This window comes from Oxalicibacterium flavum (genome assembly GCF_014635065.1).
In the GTDB taxonomy this organism is placed as follows: Bacteria; Pseudomonadota; Gammaproteobacteria; order Burkholderiales; family Burkholderiaceae_D; genus Oxalicibacterium; species Oxalicibacterium flavum.
Map to the genome: position 1 here is coordinate 1 of NZ_BMCG01000002.1, position 14,727 is coordinate 14,727.

At 59.4% G+C, this 14,727-nt stretch carries 17 protein-coding genes and 2 tRNA genes; 17 read left to right on the forward strand and 2 right to left on the reverse strand.

Going from position 1 to position 14,727, the window contains the following annotated elements; translation table 11 throughout:
• Window positions 1-116 (reverse strand): FAD-binding protein (locus IEV38_RS03535; RefSeq protein WP_188395420.1); only part of this gene is annotated, 116 nt, incomplete at its 3' end.
• Between the two features lie 179 nt (window positions 117-295).
• Between IEV38_RS03535 and IEV38_RS03540 the strand changes: the two genes are divergently transcribed.
• From IEV38_RS03540 to IEV38_RS03610, 15 genes are all read left to right on the forward strand, one after another.
• A complete protein-coding gene (locus IEV38_RS03540; RefSeq protein ID WP_188394817.1) occupies window positions 296-1,072 on the forward strand; it encodes an SDR family oxidoreductase in 777 nt (258 codons plus the stop codon).
• 95 nt (window positions 1,073-1,167) lie between these two features.
• Complete coding sequence (locus IEV38_RS03545) at window positions 1,168-2,001, forward strand: alpha/beta fold hydrolase (RefSeq protein ID WP_229728856.1); 834 nt, start codon at window positions 1,168-1,170, stop codon at window positions 1,999-2,001.
• A gap of 23 nt (window positions 2,002-2,024) precedes the next feature.
• Window positions 2,025-2,384, forward strand: coding sequence for a RidA family protein (locus IEV38_RS03550; RefSeq protein WP_188394819.1), 360 nt, complete (start codon window positions 2,025-2,027; stop codon window positions 2,382-2,384).
• Window positions 2,385-4,664 (forward strand): RelA/SpoT family protein, encoded by a 2,280-nt coding sequence (locus tag IEV38_RS03555; protein ID WP_188394820.1) that lies wholly within the window; start codon window positions 2,385-2,387, stop codon window positions 4,662-4,664.
• Window positions 4,665-4,838: 174 nt separating this feature from the next.
• Window positions 4,839-4,915 (forward strand) — tRNA-Val (locus IEV38_RS03560).
• A gap of 226 nt (window positions 4,916-5,141) precedes the next feature.
• Window positions 5,142-7,049, forward strand: coding sequence for a threonine--tRNA ligase (gene thrS / locus IEV38_RS03565; protein WP_188394821.1), 1,908 nt, complete (start codon window positions 5,142-5,144; stop codon window positions 7,047-7,049).
• A gap of 59 nt (window positions 7,050-7,108) precedes the next feature.
• The gene (gene infC, locus IEV38_RS03570; protein ID WP_188395421.1) at window positions 7,109-7,630 is read left to right on the forward strand and encodes a translation initiation factor IF-3; all 522 of its coding nucleotides are present in this window, start codon (window positions 7,109-7,111) and stop codon (window positions 7,628-7,630) included.
• Window positions 7,631-7,783: 153 nt separating this feature from the next.
• Window positions 7,784-7,981, forward strand: a complete 198-nt coding sequence (gene rpmI / locus IEV38_RS03575) for a 50S ribosomal protein L35 (RefSeq protein WP_188394822.1) — start codon at window positions 7,784-7,786, stop codon at window positions 7,979-7,981.
• A 19-nt stretch (window positions 7,982-8,000) separates the two neighbouring features.
• Complete coding sequence (gene rplT / locus IEV38_RS03580) at window positions 8,001-8,360, forward strand: 50S ribosomal protein L20 (protein WP_188394823.1); 360 nt, start codon at window positions 8,001-8,003, stop codon at window positions 8,358-8,360.
• A 135-nt stretch (window positions 8,361-8,495) separates the two neighbouring features.
• Window positions 8,496-9,512, forward strand: coding sequence for a phenylalanine--tRNA ligase subunit alpha (gene pheS, locus IEV38_RS03585; protein ID WP_188394824.1), 1,017 nt, complete (start codon window positions 8,496-8,498; stop codon window positions 9,510-9,512).
• A gap of 87 nt (window positions 9,513-9,599) precedes the next feature.
• The gene (gene pheT, locus IEV38_RS03590; protein ID WP_188394825.1) at window positions 9,600-12,026 is read left to right on the forward strand and encodes a phenylalanine--tRNA ligase subunit beta; all 2,427 of its coding nucleotides are present in this window, start codon (window positions 9,600-9,602) and stop codon (window positions 12,024-12,026) included.
• A 17-nt stretch (window positions 12,027-12,043) separates the two neighbouring features.
• The gene (locus IEV38_RS03595; protein WP_188394826.1) at window positions 12,044-12,454 is read left to right on the forward strand and encodes an integration host factor subunit alpha; all 411 of its coding nucleotides are present in this window, start codon (window positions 12,044-12,046) and stop codon (window positions 12,452-12,454) included.
• A 3-nt stretch (window positions 12,455-12,457) separates the two neighbouring features.
• Window positions 12,458-12,856: a MerR family transcriptional regulator gene (locus IEV38_RS03600; RefSeq protein ID WP_188394827.1), complete on the forward strand. Its 399-nt coding sequence runs from the start codon at window positions 12,458-12,460 to the stop codon at window positions 12,854-12,856.
• A 50-nt stretch (window positions 12,857-12,906) separates the two neighbouring features.
• Window positions 12,907-12,983, forward strand: a tRNA-Pro gene (locus IEV38_RS03605).
• A 162-nt stretch (window positions 12,984-13,145) separates the two neighbouring features.
• Window positions 13,146-13,415: a hypothetical protein gene (locus IEV38_RS03610; RefSeq protein ID WP_188394828.1), complete on the forward strand. Its 270-nt coding sequence runs from the start codon at window positions 13,146-13,148 to the stop codon at window positions 13,413-13,415.
• A gap of 80 nt (window positions 13,416-13,495) precedes the next feature.
• Here the strand turns inward: IEV38_RS03610 and IEV38_RS03615 are convergent, their stop codons facing one another.
• Entirely contained in the window at window positions 13,496-13,669 is a 174-nt protein-coding gene (locus IEV38_RS03615; RefSeq protein WP_188394829.1) for a hypothetical protein, read from the reverse strand.
• Between the two features lie 335 nt (window positions 13,670-14,004).
• On the opposite strand from IEV38_RS03615, the gene IEV38_RS03620 reads away from it, so the two are divergent.
• Complete coding sequence (locus tag IEV38_RS03620; RefSeq protein ID WP_188394830.1) at window positions 14,005-14,172, forward strand: hypothetical protein; 168 nt, start codon at window positions 14,005-14,007, stop codon at window positions 14,170-14,172.
• Between the two features lie 42 nt (window positions 14,173-14,214).
• Window positions 14,215-14,694, forward strand: coding sequence for a nitrate reductase associated protein (locus IEV38_RS03625; RefSeq protein ID WP_188394831.1), 480 nt, complete (start codon window positions 14,215-14,217; stop codon window positions 14,692-14,694).
• Window positions 14,695-14,727 lie beyond the last annotated feature (33 nt).

Sequence of the window (14,727 nt, forward strand, 5' to 3'; positions counted from 1 at the left end):
TGCTGCTTGAGGCGGATGGCGGCCGACAGGCCGGCAGGACCGCCGCCGACGATGACCACGTCGTAGTCCATGGTGTCGCGCGGACCGTATTGGTCGAGGAGGCTGGCTGGTGAAATGGCTTGCGTCATGTTTCTCAATGGTGAATTCGATCAGGCAAACCGCATGCGATGCCGCGCCGACAATCACGCGGCGACTGGTCGCGACATGCGGTTTGCTTTTCGTGTAATGATACCGTCTCCCGCCCCGGTTTTGAGGCGGATGTGCAACGGATAATTTCAAGAAGGCAGGAGACGCGGTGGGTATCGAGGTGAATTTCGAGGGCAAGGTGGCATTGATCACGGGTGCATCCAGCGGTCTGGGCGCGCGTTTCGCCAAGGTGCTGGCGATGGCGGGCGCGCAGGTGGTGCTGGCCGCGCGTCGCATGGACAGGCTGAAGGAATTGCGGGCGGAGATCGAGGCCGAAGGCGGCGCTGCCCACGTGGTCGCGCTCGATGTGACCGATTACGCGAGCATCAAGGCTGCCGTCGCGCATGCCGAGACCGAAGCCGGGCCGATCGACATCCTCGTCAACAATGCCGGCGTCTCCAGCAGCCAGCGCCTGATCGACGTCACGCCCGAGGATTATGCCTACGTGATGGATACCAACCAGCGCGGCGCATTCTTCGTCGCGCAGGAAGTGGCGCGCCGCATGATCCTGCGCTACAAGGGCGATCCGCGCAAGCAGCATCGCATCATCAACATCGCATCGCTGGCCGCCTTGCGCGTGGTGCCGCAGCTCGGACTTTATTGCATGAGCAAGGCGGCGGTGGTGCACATGACGAAATCGATGGCGCTCGAATGGGGCCAGTTCGGCATCAATGTGAACGCGATCTGCCCCGGCTACATCGGTACCGAGATCAATCTCGATTACTTCGACAGTGAGCAGGGCAGGCAACTGCTGGCGACCTTGCCGCGCCGCCGCCTTGGCAAGCCGGAAGACCTCGACGGCCTGCTGCTCCTGCTGGCTGCCGAAGAATCGCACCTGCTCAACGGTACGATCGTGAATGCGGACGACGGGCTGGGTGTTGCATGAGCGAAGCGGGAGAACGAGAGCATATCGACAGCGCGCGCAAGGTCCTGCAACAGGCGGCTGCCACGGCGGTGCCGCGTATCCGTCACGTGCAATGCATGTCTCCCGCCGGCCTGCACCGCATGGCCTACAAGGAATGGGGAACGCATGACAATCCCGACGTGCTGGTCTGCGTGCATGGCCTGACGCGCGTATCGGACGACTTCGACGCGCTGGCCGCCGCGCTCGGCCAGCGCTACCGTGTGATCTGTCCGGACGTGGTCGGACGCGGGCGCTCCGATCATCTGCGCGATCCCCGGCACTACCAGATACTGCAGTACGTGGCCGACATGGTGACGCTGATCGCGCGGCTCGACGTGGAATCCGTGCACTGGCTCGGCACTTCGATGGGCGGGCTGATCGGCATGGTGCTGGCGGCACAGCCGACCGGACTGATCCGCAGCCTGATACTCAACGACATCGGCCCGGTGCTGGATGCGACGGCAATGGCGCGCATCGGAGAATACATCGGCCAGGACCGGCAGTTCGCGAGCTTCGAACAGGCTCGTGATTACGTGCGGCAGATCTCGCATTCCTTCGGTGCGCATGACGATGTGCAATGGAACAAGCTGGCGGCCGACGTGCTCAAGCAGGGTGCCGACGGCAACTGGCGATTCAGCTACGACCTCGGGCTCGCGATCCCGTACAAGGCAATGACGCCCGACGACGCGCAGCTCGCGCAACAGCAGCTGTGGGCTGCCTACGATGCGATCCGTTGTCCGACCCTGCTGCTGCGCGGTGCGCTGTCCGACATGGTGTCGCGCGAGACAGCACAGGAAATGACGCAGAGAGGACCGCAGGCGCAGTGCATCGAATTGCCGAATGTCGGCCATGCGCCGACCTTCCTGAGCGCCGAGCGCATTGCGCTGGTGAAAAATTTTCTGCCGGACTGAAGTCCGCTTCGATTGGAATTGGTATGAACATTGCTCGCATTCACATGGGCGACACTTTGTCCGAAATCGCCATTCATGGCGGCACGGTATACTTGGCGGGGCAGATCGCCGAAGACACGACGCAGGACATGCGTGGGCAGACGCGCGAGGTGCTGGGACACATCGATCGTTTGCTGGCCGACGCCGGCAGCGACAAGACACGCATTCTGTCGTGTCAGATATTCATTGCCAACACAGACGATTTCGAGGCGATGAACGAAGTGTGGAATGCATGGGTTCCGGAAGGCCATGCACCACCGCGCGCAACCGTCGGCGTGCGCTTCCCGGACCCGCGGCGATTGATTGAAATAATTGTAGTGGCAGCAACGAATCAGGTTTCTTGAATGGTTTCCACCGTTTCGGCACAAAGTGACGCACAGGCATTGCTCCGCTCGGATCTCAACGAGTCGGATGGTGATCGGGTGCTGGATGCGCTTGCTTTCGTCAAGCCTTATTACGAGGGCAGTACGGTATCTGCAGGACAGGACGCGTTCGAAAGCGACCAGGACGTCCTGGAATTTTCGCAATGCGTGGCGACCGTGCTGGCTCAGGTCGAAACCGATGCCGATACGCGCATTGCGGCCTTGCTGTTCGAACTGCCGGCCATCGATCCGGCTGCCGCTAAGAAGATAGAGGAGCGTTTCGGCAAGGAGGTGCACGATCTGGTCAATGGCGTGCGCCAGTTGATGCGCCTGCACGAACAGACTTTCGTCCAGCATGAAGCGTTGCGCAGCAAGAATGCCGCGCAGGAAGCGGCGGCCCAGCTCGAGGTGCTGCGCAAGATGCTGCTGGCGATGGCGGTCGATATGCGCGCGGTGCTGGTGCGCCTCGCCACGCGCGTGGCGACGTTACGCTATTTTGCCGACCGCAAGCTGCAGAACGAACGCTCGCGCCAGTATGCGCGTGAGACTTTCGATCTCTACACGCCGCTGGCCAATCGGCTGGGCATCTGGCAATTGAAATGGGAACTCGAGGATCTGTCTTTCCGCTTCCTCGAACCGGAAGCCTATCGCCGCATCGCTTCTTTGCTGGAAGAAAAGCGCGTCGAGCGCGAAGCCTTTGTCGCGGATGCCATCAAGCGACTGCAGTCGGAAATGGCAGCAGCCGGAATCAAGGCCGAAGTGTTCGGGCGGCCCAAGCACATCTTCAGCATCTGGAACAAGTTGCGGGGCAAGGAGATCGAGTTCTCGGATCTCTACGACGTGCGTGCCTTTCGCGTGATCGTGGAAGACGTCAAGACCTGCTACACGGTGCTTGGCATCGTGCACAACATCTGGCCGCCGATTCCCGAGGAATTCGACGACTACATCTCGCGTCCCAAGCCCAACGGCTACCAGTCGCTGCATACCATCGTGATCGCCGAGGACGGTCGTCCGCTCGAAGTGCAGATCCGCACCAACGACATGCACGAGTTCGCCGAGTATGGGGTGGCGGCGCACTGGCGCTACAAGGAAGCCGGTAACTCCAATTTCTCTGGACAGAAGTACGACGAAAAGATCGCCTGGCTGCGGCAACTGCTGGCGTGGAAGAGCGAGGTCGTCGATACGGTGGTGGGGCAGGAGGATGTGCACCGCGACTGGGTAGAGAAGCTCAAGTCGGCCACGCTCGATGACCGCATCTATGTGCTGACGCCGCAGGCGCGCGTAATCGAACTGCCGAACGGCGCCACGCCGATCGACTTTGCCTATCATTTGCACAGCGATATCGGCCACCGTTGCCGCGGCGCGCGTGTCGATGGCGTGCTGGTACCGCTCAATACGCAATTGAAGAACGGCCAGACCGTCGAGATCATCACTGCCAAGGGCGTCAACGCCGTTGCCGGTGCCGTCGGTCCGTCGCGCGACTGGCTGTCGCCCGGTTATGCGGCCAGTTCGCGCACGCGTGCCAAGGTACGCGCCTGGTTCAACGCGATCGACATGCAGGAAACGCTGGCGAACGGTCGTGCCCTGATCGAAAAAACGCTGCAGCGCGAGGGCAAGACTGCCATCAATCTGGAAGAGCTTGCGCATACGCTCGGCTTTTCCAAGCTGGATGACCTGTTCCTGGCGGTCGGCAAGGACGAGTTCAGTCTGCGCACGGTCGAACATGCGCTGCATGGTGAAAATCCCGATGCGGCACGGCAGGAAGAGGACGCGGTCATCCCGCGCAAGAGCCGTTCATCGAGCGTGGTGCATGGCGCCAAGTCCGGTGTGCTGGTGGTCGGTACCGATGGTCTGCTGACGCAACTGGCGCGCTGCTGCAAGCCGGCGCCGCCGGACGAGATCGTCGGTTTCATCACGCGCGGCAAGGGTGTGTCCATTCATCGCGCGGACTGCAAGAACTTCGCCGAAATGCAGAGCAGGGCGCCCGAGCGCGTGATTCAGACTGCATGGGGCAGTCCGGAAGCGACGACCGTCTATCCGGTCGATATCTTCGTGCTGGCCAGTGATCGGCAGGGGCTGCTGCGTGACATCTCCGATATCTTCCTGCGCGAAAAGATCAATGTCATCGGTGTCAGCACGCAAAGTGCAAAGGGCACCGCGCGCATGGCCTTCACGGCGGAGATCGGATCGACCGCGCAACTGAACAAGGCGCTCAATGTGATCAGCGAGGTCAGTGGTGTGATCGAAGCCAAGCGTCATTGAGCACAGGGAGACATGTCATGCTGCGCAGTACGATGCGGTCTGTTTTGCGAAGGCTTGAAGGCGTGACAAGACAGCCTGCCGTGAGGGTGTTGCAGAGGGCAATGAAATTTCCTGCAGAAATTTCAATTCGGCACTAGGCAAACAAAATCTTTGTGGCTATAATCTTGCTTCTTTAGGCGCGTAGCTCAGCTGGTTAGAGCACTACCTTGACATGGTAGGGGTCGTTGGTTCGAGTCCAATCGTGCCTACCAAAATACTTTGGTAAAACCTGTAAGAGCGAGAAAGGCATCCCGGTTATGACACCGCGAACGACGACCACCACGGTTTTCAAGCGCATCTAGCCGATTTCTTTTTTCGTTTGCCAATTGAGAAAAACGCGGCTGGTCCGCGTTTTTTTTTCGTCTGCAGTTTCCTGCGCAGTTTCTATATTGATTCCTTCCAACGTCAGCCGCGCCGCCGGCTGAAACGGAGAACACCATGATTACAGTCCGACTTCCCGATGGTTCGCAACGCCAGTTCGACGACGCCGTCACCGTGGCGCAGGTCGCCGCCAACATCGGCACCGGCCTGGCCAAGGCGGCCTTGGCCGGCAAGGTCAACGGCAAGATCGTCGATACCTCTTTCCTGATCGAGGAAGACAGCGATCTAGCCATCGTCACCGACAAGGACCCGGAAGGGCTGGACGTCATCCGCCACTCGACGGCGCACCTGCTGGCTTACGCGGTCAAGGAGCTGTTCCCGGAGGCGCAGGTGACGATCGGTCCGGTCATCGAGAATGGTTTCTACTATGACTTTTCGTACAAGCGTCCGTTTACTCCGGAAGACCTGAAGGCGATCGAGAAGAAGATGACGGAGCTGGCGAAGAAGGACGAGCCGGTCACGCGTCAGGTGCTGCCGCGCGACGAGGCGGTGGCCTACTTCAAGTCGATCGGCGAGGACTACAAGGCGGAGATCATTTCTTCGATTCCGGCCAATGAAGACGTGTCGCTCTATACCGAAGGCAAGTTCACCGATCTGTGCCGCGGCCCGCACGTGCCGTCGACCGGCAAGCTGCGCGTGTTCAAGCTGATGAAGCTGGCCGGCGCCTACTGGCGCGGCGATTCGAAGAACGAAATGCTGCAGCGCATTTACGGCACCGCCTGGGCGAAGAAGGAAGAGCAGGAACAGTACCTGCACATGCTGGAAGAGGCCGAGAAACGCGACCACCGCAAGCTCGGCAAGCAGCTCGATCTGTTCCACTTCCAGGACGAAGCGCCAGGCCTGATCTTCTGGCATCCGAAGGGCTGGACCATCTGGCAGCAGGTCGAGCAGTACATGCGCCATACCTACCAGATCAATGATTATCAGGAAGTCAAGGCGCCGCAGATTCTCGATGCCAGCCTGTGGGGCAAGACCGGTCACTGGGAAAATTATCGTGAAAACATGTTCGTGACCGAATCCGAGAACCGTTCGTATGCGTTGAAGCCGATGAACTGCCCGGGCCACGTGCAGATCTTCAACTCCGACCTGCGCAGCTATCGCGACCTGCCGCTACGCTACGGCGAATTCGGCCAGTGCCATCGCAACGAACCGTCGGGTGCGTTGCACGGGACCATGCGCGTGCGCGGCTTCACGCAGGATGACGGTCACATCTTCTGCACCGAGGAACAGATCCAGTCGGAAGTGATGGCCTTCCATCCGCAGGCGATGAAGGTCTATGAGGATTTCCGTTTCAGCAACATCGATGTCAAGATTGCATTGCGTCCCGACAACCGGATCGGTACCGATGAAATCTGGGACAAGGCCGAGGATGCACTGCGTACCGCGCTGCGTTCGTGCGGCGTGAGCTGGACCGAACTGCCGGGCGAGGGCGCATTCTACGGTCCCAAGATCGAATATCACTTGAAGGACAGCCTCGGCCGCCCATGGCAGGTCGGTACCATGCAGGTCGATTTCTTCATGCCGCAGCGCCTGGGCGCCGAATATGTCGATGTCGACAACACGCGCAAGACGCCGGTCATGCTGCATCGCGCGATCGTCGGTTCGCTCGAGCGTTTCATCGGCATTCTGATCGAGAATCATGCGGGCGCAATGCCGCTGTGGCTGGCGCCCGAGCAGGTCGCGGTCCTGAATATTTCGGACGCGCAAGCCGATTACGCGCGCGATGTTGCACAAAACCTGAAAAAACAAGGGTTTAGGGTACGGCTCGATTTGCGCAACGAGAAGATTACCTATAAAATACGCGAGCATTCCGTCCAGAAGCTGCCTTATATCGTCGTCATCGGCGACAAGGAGCGGGATGCCGGTACAGTGGCCGTGCGAGCGCGAGGAAACGTCGATCTGGGTGCGATGCCCGTCGATGAATTGGTGAAGCGCCTCAGGGATGAGGTCGAAGCCAAGGCCTGAAAAGGCGATCCGATGCGCAGGAGCACGGCTTAATTATTTGATTTTAAAAGGAAATTGCGATAGCTACTGACAAGTCTCATCGAATCAACGGTGAAATTACTGCGCCCGAATTGCGTTTGAGCGGTGTCGATAACGAACCGCTCGGTATTGTGAGCCTGGCAGAGGCGCTCCGCCTGTCGGAAGAGGCCAATGTCGATCTGGTGGAAATTGCGCCGACCGCGCAGCCGCCGGTTGCCCGCCTGATGGATTACGGCAAGTTCAAGTATCAGGAACAGAAACGCGCGCACGAAGCCAAGCTGAAACAGAAGGTCATCTCGGTCAAGGAGGTGAAGTTCAGGCCGGGTACCGACGATGGTGATTACAACATCAAGCTGCGTAACCTGACCAAGTTCCTGGAAGACGGCGACAAGACCAAGATCACGCTGCGTTTCCGCGGTCGTGAAATGGCCCACCAGGATATCGGCATGCGCATGCTCGAACGTCTGAAAGCGGATCTGGAGCCATACGGCCAGGTCGAGCAGTTTCCGAAGATGGAAGGCCGCCAGATGATCATGGTGCTGGCGCCCAAGAAGAAAAAATAAGATTCACCCGTTTGCCGCTCCGGCGGCAGGCAGGTAGAAGGCAGCGGTTCATGCCGTTGCATAACAAGTGAGAGCAGGCATCCAAGCGCAACGAAATTGTTGCCACCTGTGATCATCCAAAATGGAGCTGTCCGAAAAGGACAGATATGTGTCATGCCTAAAATGAAAACGAAAAGCAGCGCCAAAAAGCGCTTTCGTGTCCGTCCGGGTGGTACCGTCAAGCGCGGTCAGGCGTTCAAACGCCACATCCTGACCAAGAAAACCACCAAGAACAAACGTCAGTTGCGCGGTGCGGTCGGTGTCCACGACACCAACCTGAATTCGGTACGCGCAATGATGCCGAACGCTTAACCTCACACAAGGAGAAATCATGCCTAGAGTCAAACGTGGGGTTACCGCACGGGCCCGTCACAAGAAAGTTCTCGACCAAGCCAAGGGTTACCGCGGCCGTCGCAGCAAGGTCTATCGCATCGCCAAGCAGGCGGTCATGCGCGCTGGTCAATACGCCTATCGCGATCGCCGCAACAAGAAACGCGTGTTCCGCGCTCTGTGGATCACCCGTATCAATGCAGCGTCGCGTGAGCATGGCCTGACCTACAGCAAGTTCATGAACGGCCTGAAACGCGCTTCGATCGAACTCGATCGCAAGGTGCTGGCAGACATGGCTGTGTTCGACAAGCCGGCATTTGCAGCCATCGTCAATCAGGTGAAGGCAAACATCGCTGCTTGAGTGTTGTGATCGCATGCGCCGCTTCCGGGCGGCGCGGCAATATCGCGGGGCAGGGTTCATACCACTGCCCCGTTTTGTTTTCTTGTTCTTCTTTGCATTCCTTTTCGGCTTCCTGTAAAGGCGAAAACAAACCGCATGAATATTTTGGATCAACTCGTCACGCAAGCCCAGACCGATTTTGCCGCCGCTCCCGACGCGGCCGCTCTGGAAAATGCAAAAGCAAAATATCTCGGCAAGACCGGGCAGATCACCGAACAGATGAAGGGTCTCGGCAAGCTGGCGCCTGAAGAGCGCAAGACGCAGGGTGCCGTCATCAATGCCGCCAAGGAAAAGATCGAGCAGGCACTGACCGCGCGTCGCGATGCGCTCTCGAATGAGCAACTCGAAGCGCGTCTGAACGCCGAAGCGATCGACGTCACGCTGCCGGGCCGTGGCCGCGGCGTCGGCGGTATCCATCCCGTGATGCGCACCTGGAAGCGCGTCGAGGAAATCTTCGGTTCGATCGGTTTCGATGTGGCGGACGGTCCCGAGATCGAGAATGACTGGACCAACTTTACTGCACTGAACAGCCCTGAAAACCATCCGGCGCGTTCGATGCAGGATACGTTCTACATCGACGGCAAGGACACGCAGGGCAAGCCGCTGCTGCTGCGTACGCATACGAGCCCGATGCAGGTGCGCTATGCGCGCATGAACAAGCCGCCGATCCGCGTGATCGCGCCGGGCCGTACCTACCGCGTCGACAGCGACGCGACCCACTCGCCGATGTTTCATCAGGTCGAAGGCCTGTGGATCGACGAAAGTGTCAGCTTCGCCGATCTCAAGGGCGTGTATCTCAATTTCGTGCGTGCCTTCTTCGAGACCGACGACCTGCAGGTGCGCTTCCGTCCTTCCTATTTTCCGTTTACCGAACCCTCGGCCGAGATCGACATCGCCTTCGGCAGCGGTCCGCTCAAGGGCCGCTGGCTCGAGGTTTCGGGCGCCGGCCAGGTGCATCCGACCGTGCTGCGCAACATGGGCTTCGATCCCGAGCAGTTCATCGGTTTCGCGTTCGGCTCCGGCCTCGAGCGCCTGACGATGCTGCGCTACGGAATCAACGATCTGCGCCTGTTCTACGAAGGCGATCTGCGTTTCCTGAAGCAATTCAACTAAGACGGTAGCGGACGGGCGGCGCAGATCGTCGCTTCTCGAGGGTTCCGCTCCCTTTCCTTGTTCATGATGTTTGAAGGTATTTGAATCATGCAATTTTCCGAAAGCTGGCTGCGCACGATGGTTGATCCGAGCATGACCTCGGATGAACTGGCGCACATGTTGACGATGTCGGGCCTGGAGGTCGAGGAAGTCGAGCCGGTCGCGCCGCCGTTTTCCGGTGTGGTCGTGGCCGAGGTGCGCGAAGTCGTCAAGCATCCGGATGCCGATCGCCTGCGCGTGTGCCAGGTTGATGCCGGCACCGGCACCTTGCTCAACATCGTGTGCGGCGCACCCAACGTGCGCGCCGGCATGAAGGTGGCTTGTGCCACGGTCGGCGCGGTGCTGCCGCCGGGTGCGGACGGCAAGCCGTTCAACATCAAGCTCGGCAAGCTGCGCGGCGTGGAGTCGCAGGGCATGCTGTGCTCGGCCAAGGAACTGGGATTGCCGGACGAGGCGGACGGCCTGTTGGACCTGCCTTCGGATGCGCCGGTCGGCCAGAATTTCCGCGATTATTACCAGCTCAACGATCTGAAATTCACGATCAAGCTGACGCCCAACAAGGCGGACTGCCTGTCGGTGCTCGGCGTGGCGCGTGAAGTCGCGGCGCTGACCGGTTCCGTACTCAAGCAGCCGGCCTGGCAGCCGGTGGCGACCAGCATCGACGAGGTGCTGCCGGTGCGCATCGATGCGCCCGATCTGTGCGGACGTTTTGCGGGACGCATCATCAGCGGCCTCAATGCCAAGGCGCCGACGCCTGCCTGGATGAAGCAGCGCCTCGAGCGCAGCGGCCAGCGCCCGATCTCGGCGCTGGTCGATATTTCCAATTACGTGATGCTCGAGCTCGGTCAGCCGACCCACGTGTTCGACCTCGACAAGATCAAGGGCGGTCTCGCCGTGCGCTGGGGCAAGCCGGGTGAATCGCTGAGGCTCCTGAACGGCAACACGGTCGCCATCGACGACTGGATCGGCGTGATCGCCGACGACAAGGAAATCGAATCACTGGCCGGCATCATGGGCGGCGATGCCACGGCAGTCTCGCTCGAGACGCAGGACATCTATCTGGAAGCCGCATTCTGGCATCCGGCTGCGATCCAGGGCCGCGCGCGCCGCTTCAATTTCTCGACCGATGCCGCGCATCGCTTCGAGCGCGGCGTCGATTTCGCAGCCACGGTCGAACGCATCGAGCGCATCACCGCGCTGATCGTCGAAATCTGCGGCCAGCCTGGCAAGACGCAGGTCGGCCCGGTCGACGACCACGTGGTCAACCTGCCGGCGCGTGCGCCCGTCACGCTGCGCACCGCGCGTGCGGCCAAGGTCATCGGCGTGCCGTTCGACGATGCGCAGATCGCCGACATCTTCACGCGCCTTGGCCTGCAGTACACGCAAGGCGAGGGGACTTTCTCCGTTACGCCGCCGTCCTACCGTTTCGACATCGAGATCGAGGAAGACCTGATCGAGGAAGTCGCGCGCGTGCACGGTTTCGAGAACATTCCGGCGCTGCCGCCGGTGGCAGCCAATGCGATACGCATCGCGCCCGAGAACACGCGTTCGCTGTTCACGATCCGCCGCCAACTGGCCGATGCCGACTATCAGGAAGTCGTCAACTACAGCTTCGTCGAGCAGGCGTGGGAAGAGGATTTTGCCGGCAACAGCGATCCGATCCGTCTGCTGAACCCGATCGCGAGCCAGATGAGCGTGATGCGCTCGACCATGATCGGCAGCCTGATCGCCAACGTGCGCTACAACCTGAATCGCAAGGTGGCGCGTATTCGCGTGTTCGAAATCGGTGCCGTCTATCTGCGCGCGAACACCACGCAGGATGGTCCGCTGTCGGTCGCCGGTTACGATCAACCCAAGCGCGTGGCGGCATTGGCCTATGGTCCGGTGGTCGAGGAGCAATGGGGGCAGACGGCGCGCAATGTCGATTATTTCGATGTGAAGGCCGATCTCGAGACACTATTCGCGCCGAAAAAGTTAACATTTGTAAAAGTCGAGCATCCGGCATTGCACCCGGGGCGTTCCGCAGCCATCCTGCTGGATGGCCGACAGGTCGGCGTGATCGGCGAACTGCATCCGCGCTGGCAGCAGAAATACGATTTGCCGCTGGCCCCCGTGTTCTTCGAGGCAGACGCTGCCGCATTGCAGCAGGTCGGTGTTCCGTCCTATCGCGAAATCTCGAAATTCCCCGCAGTGACGCGCGATCTCGCGCTGGTGGTGAAACAGGACGTCGCAGCACAGGCGCTGGTTGATGCGTTCGAGGCGGAAAAGGCCGGCAATCCCGTTTGCAACATTCTGCAAGTGGTTGTTTTATTTGATGAATATCGCGGCAAGGGACTGGAGTCGGACGAAAAAAGCCTTGCTTTCCGCTTCACCTTGCAAGATACTCAAACGACCCTGCAGGACGATCAGGTGGATGCCGCGATGAATGCTTTTGTCGCTGCCGCAGGCAGGCATCATGGCGCCAGATTGCGTTGACTCTGCAGGAAAAAGACATGAATGACGTGAATTCAGCAGAACTCCAATCCGTACTGACCGCCGACCTGAACCGGGCCATGCTCGAGTCGCAGGTGCGTTCGCAGGCCGAGAAGGACCTGCCAACGCTGACCAAGGCCGAACTGGCGGAACTGCTGTTCGAGCAGGTCGGCCTCAACAAGCGCGAAGCCAAGGACATGGTCGAGACCTTCTTCGACGAGATCCGCGACGCGCTCGAGCGCGGCGAATCGGTCAAGCTGTCCGGCTTCGGCAATTTCCAGCTGCGCGACAAGCCGCAACGCCCCGGACGCAATCCCAAGACCGGCGAAGAGATTCCGATCACCGCGCGCCGCGTCGTGACCTTTCATGCGAGCCAGAAACTCAAGGGCATGGTCGAGGACGTCAGCAACCCGCTCACGCAGACAGCCTGATAGATGAACGAACGCGTCAACAAGGCCGAACTGGCCGTTCTGCCGCCGATTCCCGCCAAGCGTTATTTCACGATTGGCGAGGTCAGCGAATTGTGCGGCGTCAAGCCGCACGTGCTGCGTTACTGGGAGCAGGAATTCACGCAGTTGAAGCCGGTCAAGCGGCGCGGCAACCGCCGCTATTATCAGCACCACGAAGTCCTGCTGATCCGCCGTATCCGCGAGCTGCTGTACGAGCAGGGTTTCACGATCAGCGGCGCACGCAACAAGCTCGACAGTCGCATCCTGGATGCGGAAGAGGGCGACGCACAGGAAGAATCCGGTGCACAGAATGCGCGGCTGCTCGAGATCCGCAACGAGCTGCAGGACATTCTTTCGCTGCTGCGTCCGGACGCGCTTTCTTGAGCCGGAAGCTGGTTAAAAAAGGTTTTGCTCTGCTATAATCTTTCGTTCGTCGGGGCGTAGCGCAGCCTGGTAGCGTACTTGCATGGGGTGCAAGGGGTCGTGTGTTCGAATCACACCGTCCCGACCAATAGAATCAAAGACTTACGGATTTTTCTGTACGTATCCACAGCACTGTATATTAGACGCCGTCTAATATTCGAGTGCTGTTTTGTTTTCCGCTCATCGTCGTTGTGGCAAGATCGGCGCAGGGCATCGATATTTCGCGTTTTTGAATCATGGAGGAACACGCATGAAATCGCATTACGAAACCTACAAGGGCTGGAGCGTATCGGTTCAAGTCTCTGCGCATCTGTCGGCAGTCGAGGTGGACAAGCAGTTTGACGAATACATGCCGCGTGTCTTCGTTACCGAACATCTGGGCGGTCGCGATTTCAGGGACTTCGAGGTGATCGACGGTCACTCCTATCCGACCCGCGAAGAGTGCATCCAGCGCGGCATCATCGCCGCGCACGAATACATCGACCGCAAGACCGGTGCGCCGAAGAAGACGCTGCACTGATTGAAGTTGCGCCTGCTCGCAGGTCCGAATAAAAAGCCCGCATCTGCGGGCTTTTTATTTTTGTCCGAGACCACGCGTGCCTATTGTTCCTTGTAGCTTTCCTGGCGTCGCTGGTTGACGTTGAATTCCGACTGGGTGTCGGCAGCTTTTTCCTTTTCGATGGTGTCCGTCTCATGGCGCCCCTTTTTGCCCAGGCCGGCCTGCGGGGACTGCTTTTCGCGTTGCTTGTTCGTCTTCGTTTCCTTGTTCTGCATGGCATGCTCCTTGGTTGGCGATAGAGGACGTCCCATGATAGGAAAACGATGTCCGTCTTCACATCGGACAAGCGGAGTTTGATACGTGGGAAAAGCGGTCAGCGTGTGGATTCCTTGCCATGCCTCAATCATTTGCGCTCGGGAAAACATCTGCATTTTCAATGCGTTAACGCGACTGCCCAAGTCTTTTTCACATGGCTATCCACAGTTTTGCGGGATAACTTGAGAGGGAATGAAAGTGAATCCTACATGGAATGAATTGTGTGGCCGACATCGTGTTTCGGGCTTTCGCCTTACAGTGACGGATACATGTTCAACAACGCAAGGAGAGAACAATGAGCACGGAAAAAGATAAACTGGTGCCTGCAAGGCCGGCCACGCCTACCACGCCGGGCCACGACAAGGATCCGCGCTGGATTGCGGGCGACAATCTGGGAAAAGACAATGAAGAAAAACTGGACAAGGACCACCTGGACGACAAATCGAAAAAGATCGGCGGATGAGAATACCGCTACGCCCGCGCATAGCCGGCAAGGAGCGCTTTGATGGCGGCGCCGCTGTTCGGGTTCGAGCAGGATGGGCGTTATGCACTGCGCCGCATTCCGATGATCGTGCGATTCAATCTGGATGCGGTCGGTGTGCGATTCGATTTTGCCGCCTGGGCGGTGCTGTCCCGGGATGAGCGGCAGGAACTGGTGGAGCTGCCGTGCGAGACCGAACAGGAGCGCCAGGCTTATCGCCAGCGGTTGTTGCAGATGCTGGCACCTCATGCGGACAAGCCTGAAACGGCCATCCGCGATATCGATATCGACCCGTCACCGCCCTGGAGCCAGCCGACGATTCCGGCGCAGGTGGTCGATACGCTATCCGAACTCGACCTCGATATTCCCACCGATACACAGTGGCAGGGCCTGAGCGATCTGCAGCGTTTCGTCTTGACCAAGCTGACCCGACCAGGCCACAAGAATGCCAATCTGCCGGCGGCGCTGGAAGAGTTCGGGCTGGTGGGCAACGGCATCGCATAGAAGGAAGCCCGGTATCGCGATGGCTGTTTGCGA

Coding starts and splice junctions, on each gene's coding strand:
- IEV38_RS03545 (WP_229728856.1), top strand. CDS start 1,168: ATGTCTCCCGCCGGCCTGCACCGCATGGCCTACAAGGAATGGGGAACG.
- IEV38_RS03550 (WP_188394819.1), top strand. CDS start 2,025: ATGAACATTGCTCGCATTCACATGGGCGACACTTTGTCCGAAATCGCC.
- IEV38_RS03555 (WP_188394820.1), top strand. CDS start 2,385: ATGGTTTCCACCGTTTCGGCACAAAGTGACGCACAGGCATTGCTCCGC.
- thrS (WP_188394821.1), top strand. CDS start 5,142: ATGATTACAGTCCGACTTCCCGATGGTTCGCAACGCCAGTTCGACGAC.
- rpmI (WP_188394822.1), top strand. CDS start 7,784: ATGCCTAAAATGAAAACGAAAAGCAGCGCCAAAAAGCGCTTTCGTGTC.
- rplT (WP_188394823.1), top strand. CDS start 8,001: ATGCCTAGAGTCAAACGTGGGGTTACCGCACGGGCCCGTCACAAGAAA.
- pheS (WP_188394824.1), top strand. CDS start 8,496: ATGAATATTTTGGATCAACTCGTCACGCAAGCCCAGACCGATTTTGCC.
- pheT (WP_188394825.1), top strand. CDS start 9,600: ATGCAATTTTCCGAAAGCTGGCTGCGCACGATGGTTGATCCGAGCATG.
- IEV38_RS03595 (WP_188394826.1), top strand. CDS start 12,044: ATGAATGACGTGAATTCAGCAGAACTCCAATCCGTACTGACCGCCGAC.
- IEV38_RS03600 (WP_188394827.1), top strand. CDS start 12,458: ATGAACGAACGCGTCAACAAGGCCGAACTGGCCGTTCTGCCGCCGATT.
- IEV38_RS03610 (WP_188394828.1), top strand. CDS start 13,146: ATGAAATCGCATTACGAAACCTACAAGGGCTGGAGCGTATCGGTTCAA.
- IEV38_RS03615 (WP_188394829.1), bottom strand. CDS start 13,669: ATGCAGAACAAGGAAACGAAGACGAACAAGCAACGCGAAAAGCAGTCC.
- IEV38_RS03620 (WP_188394830.1), top strand. CDS start 14,005: ATGAGCACGGAAAAAGATAAACTGGTGCCTGCAAGGCCGGCCACGCCT.
- IEV38_RS03625 (WP_188394831.1), top strand. CDS start 14,215: ATGGCGGCGCCGCTGTTCGGGTTCGAGCAGGATGGGCGTTATGCACTG.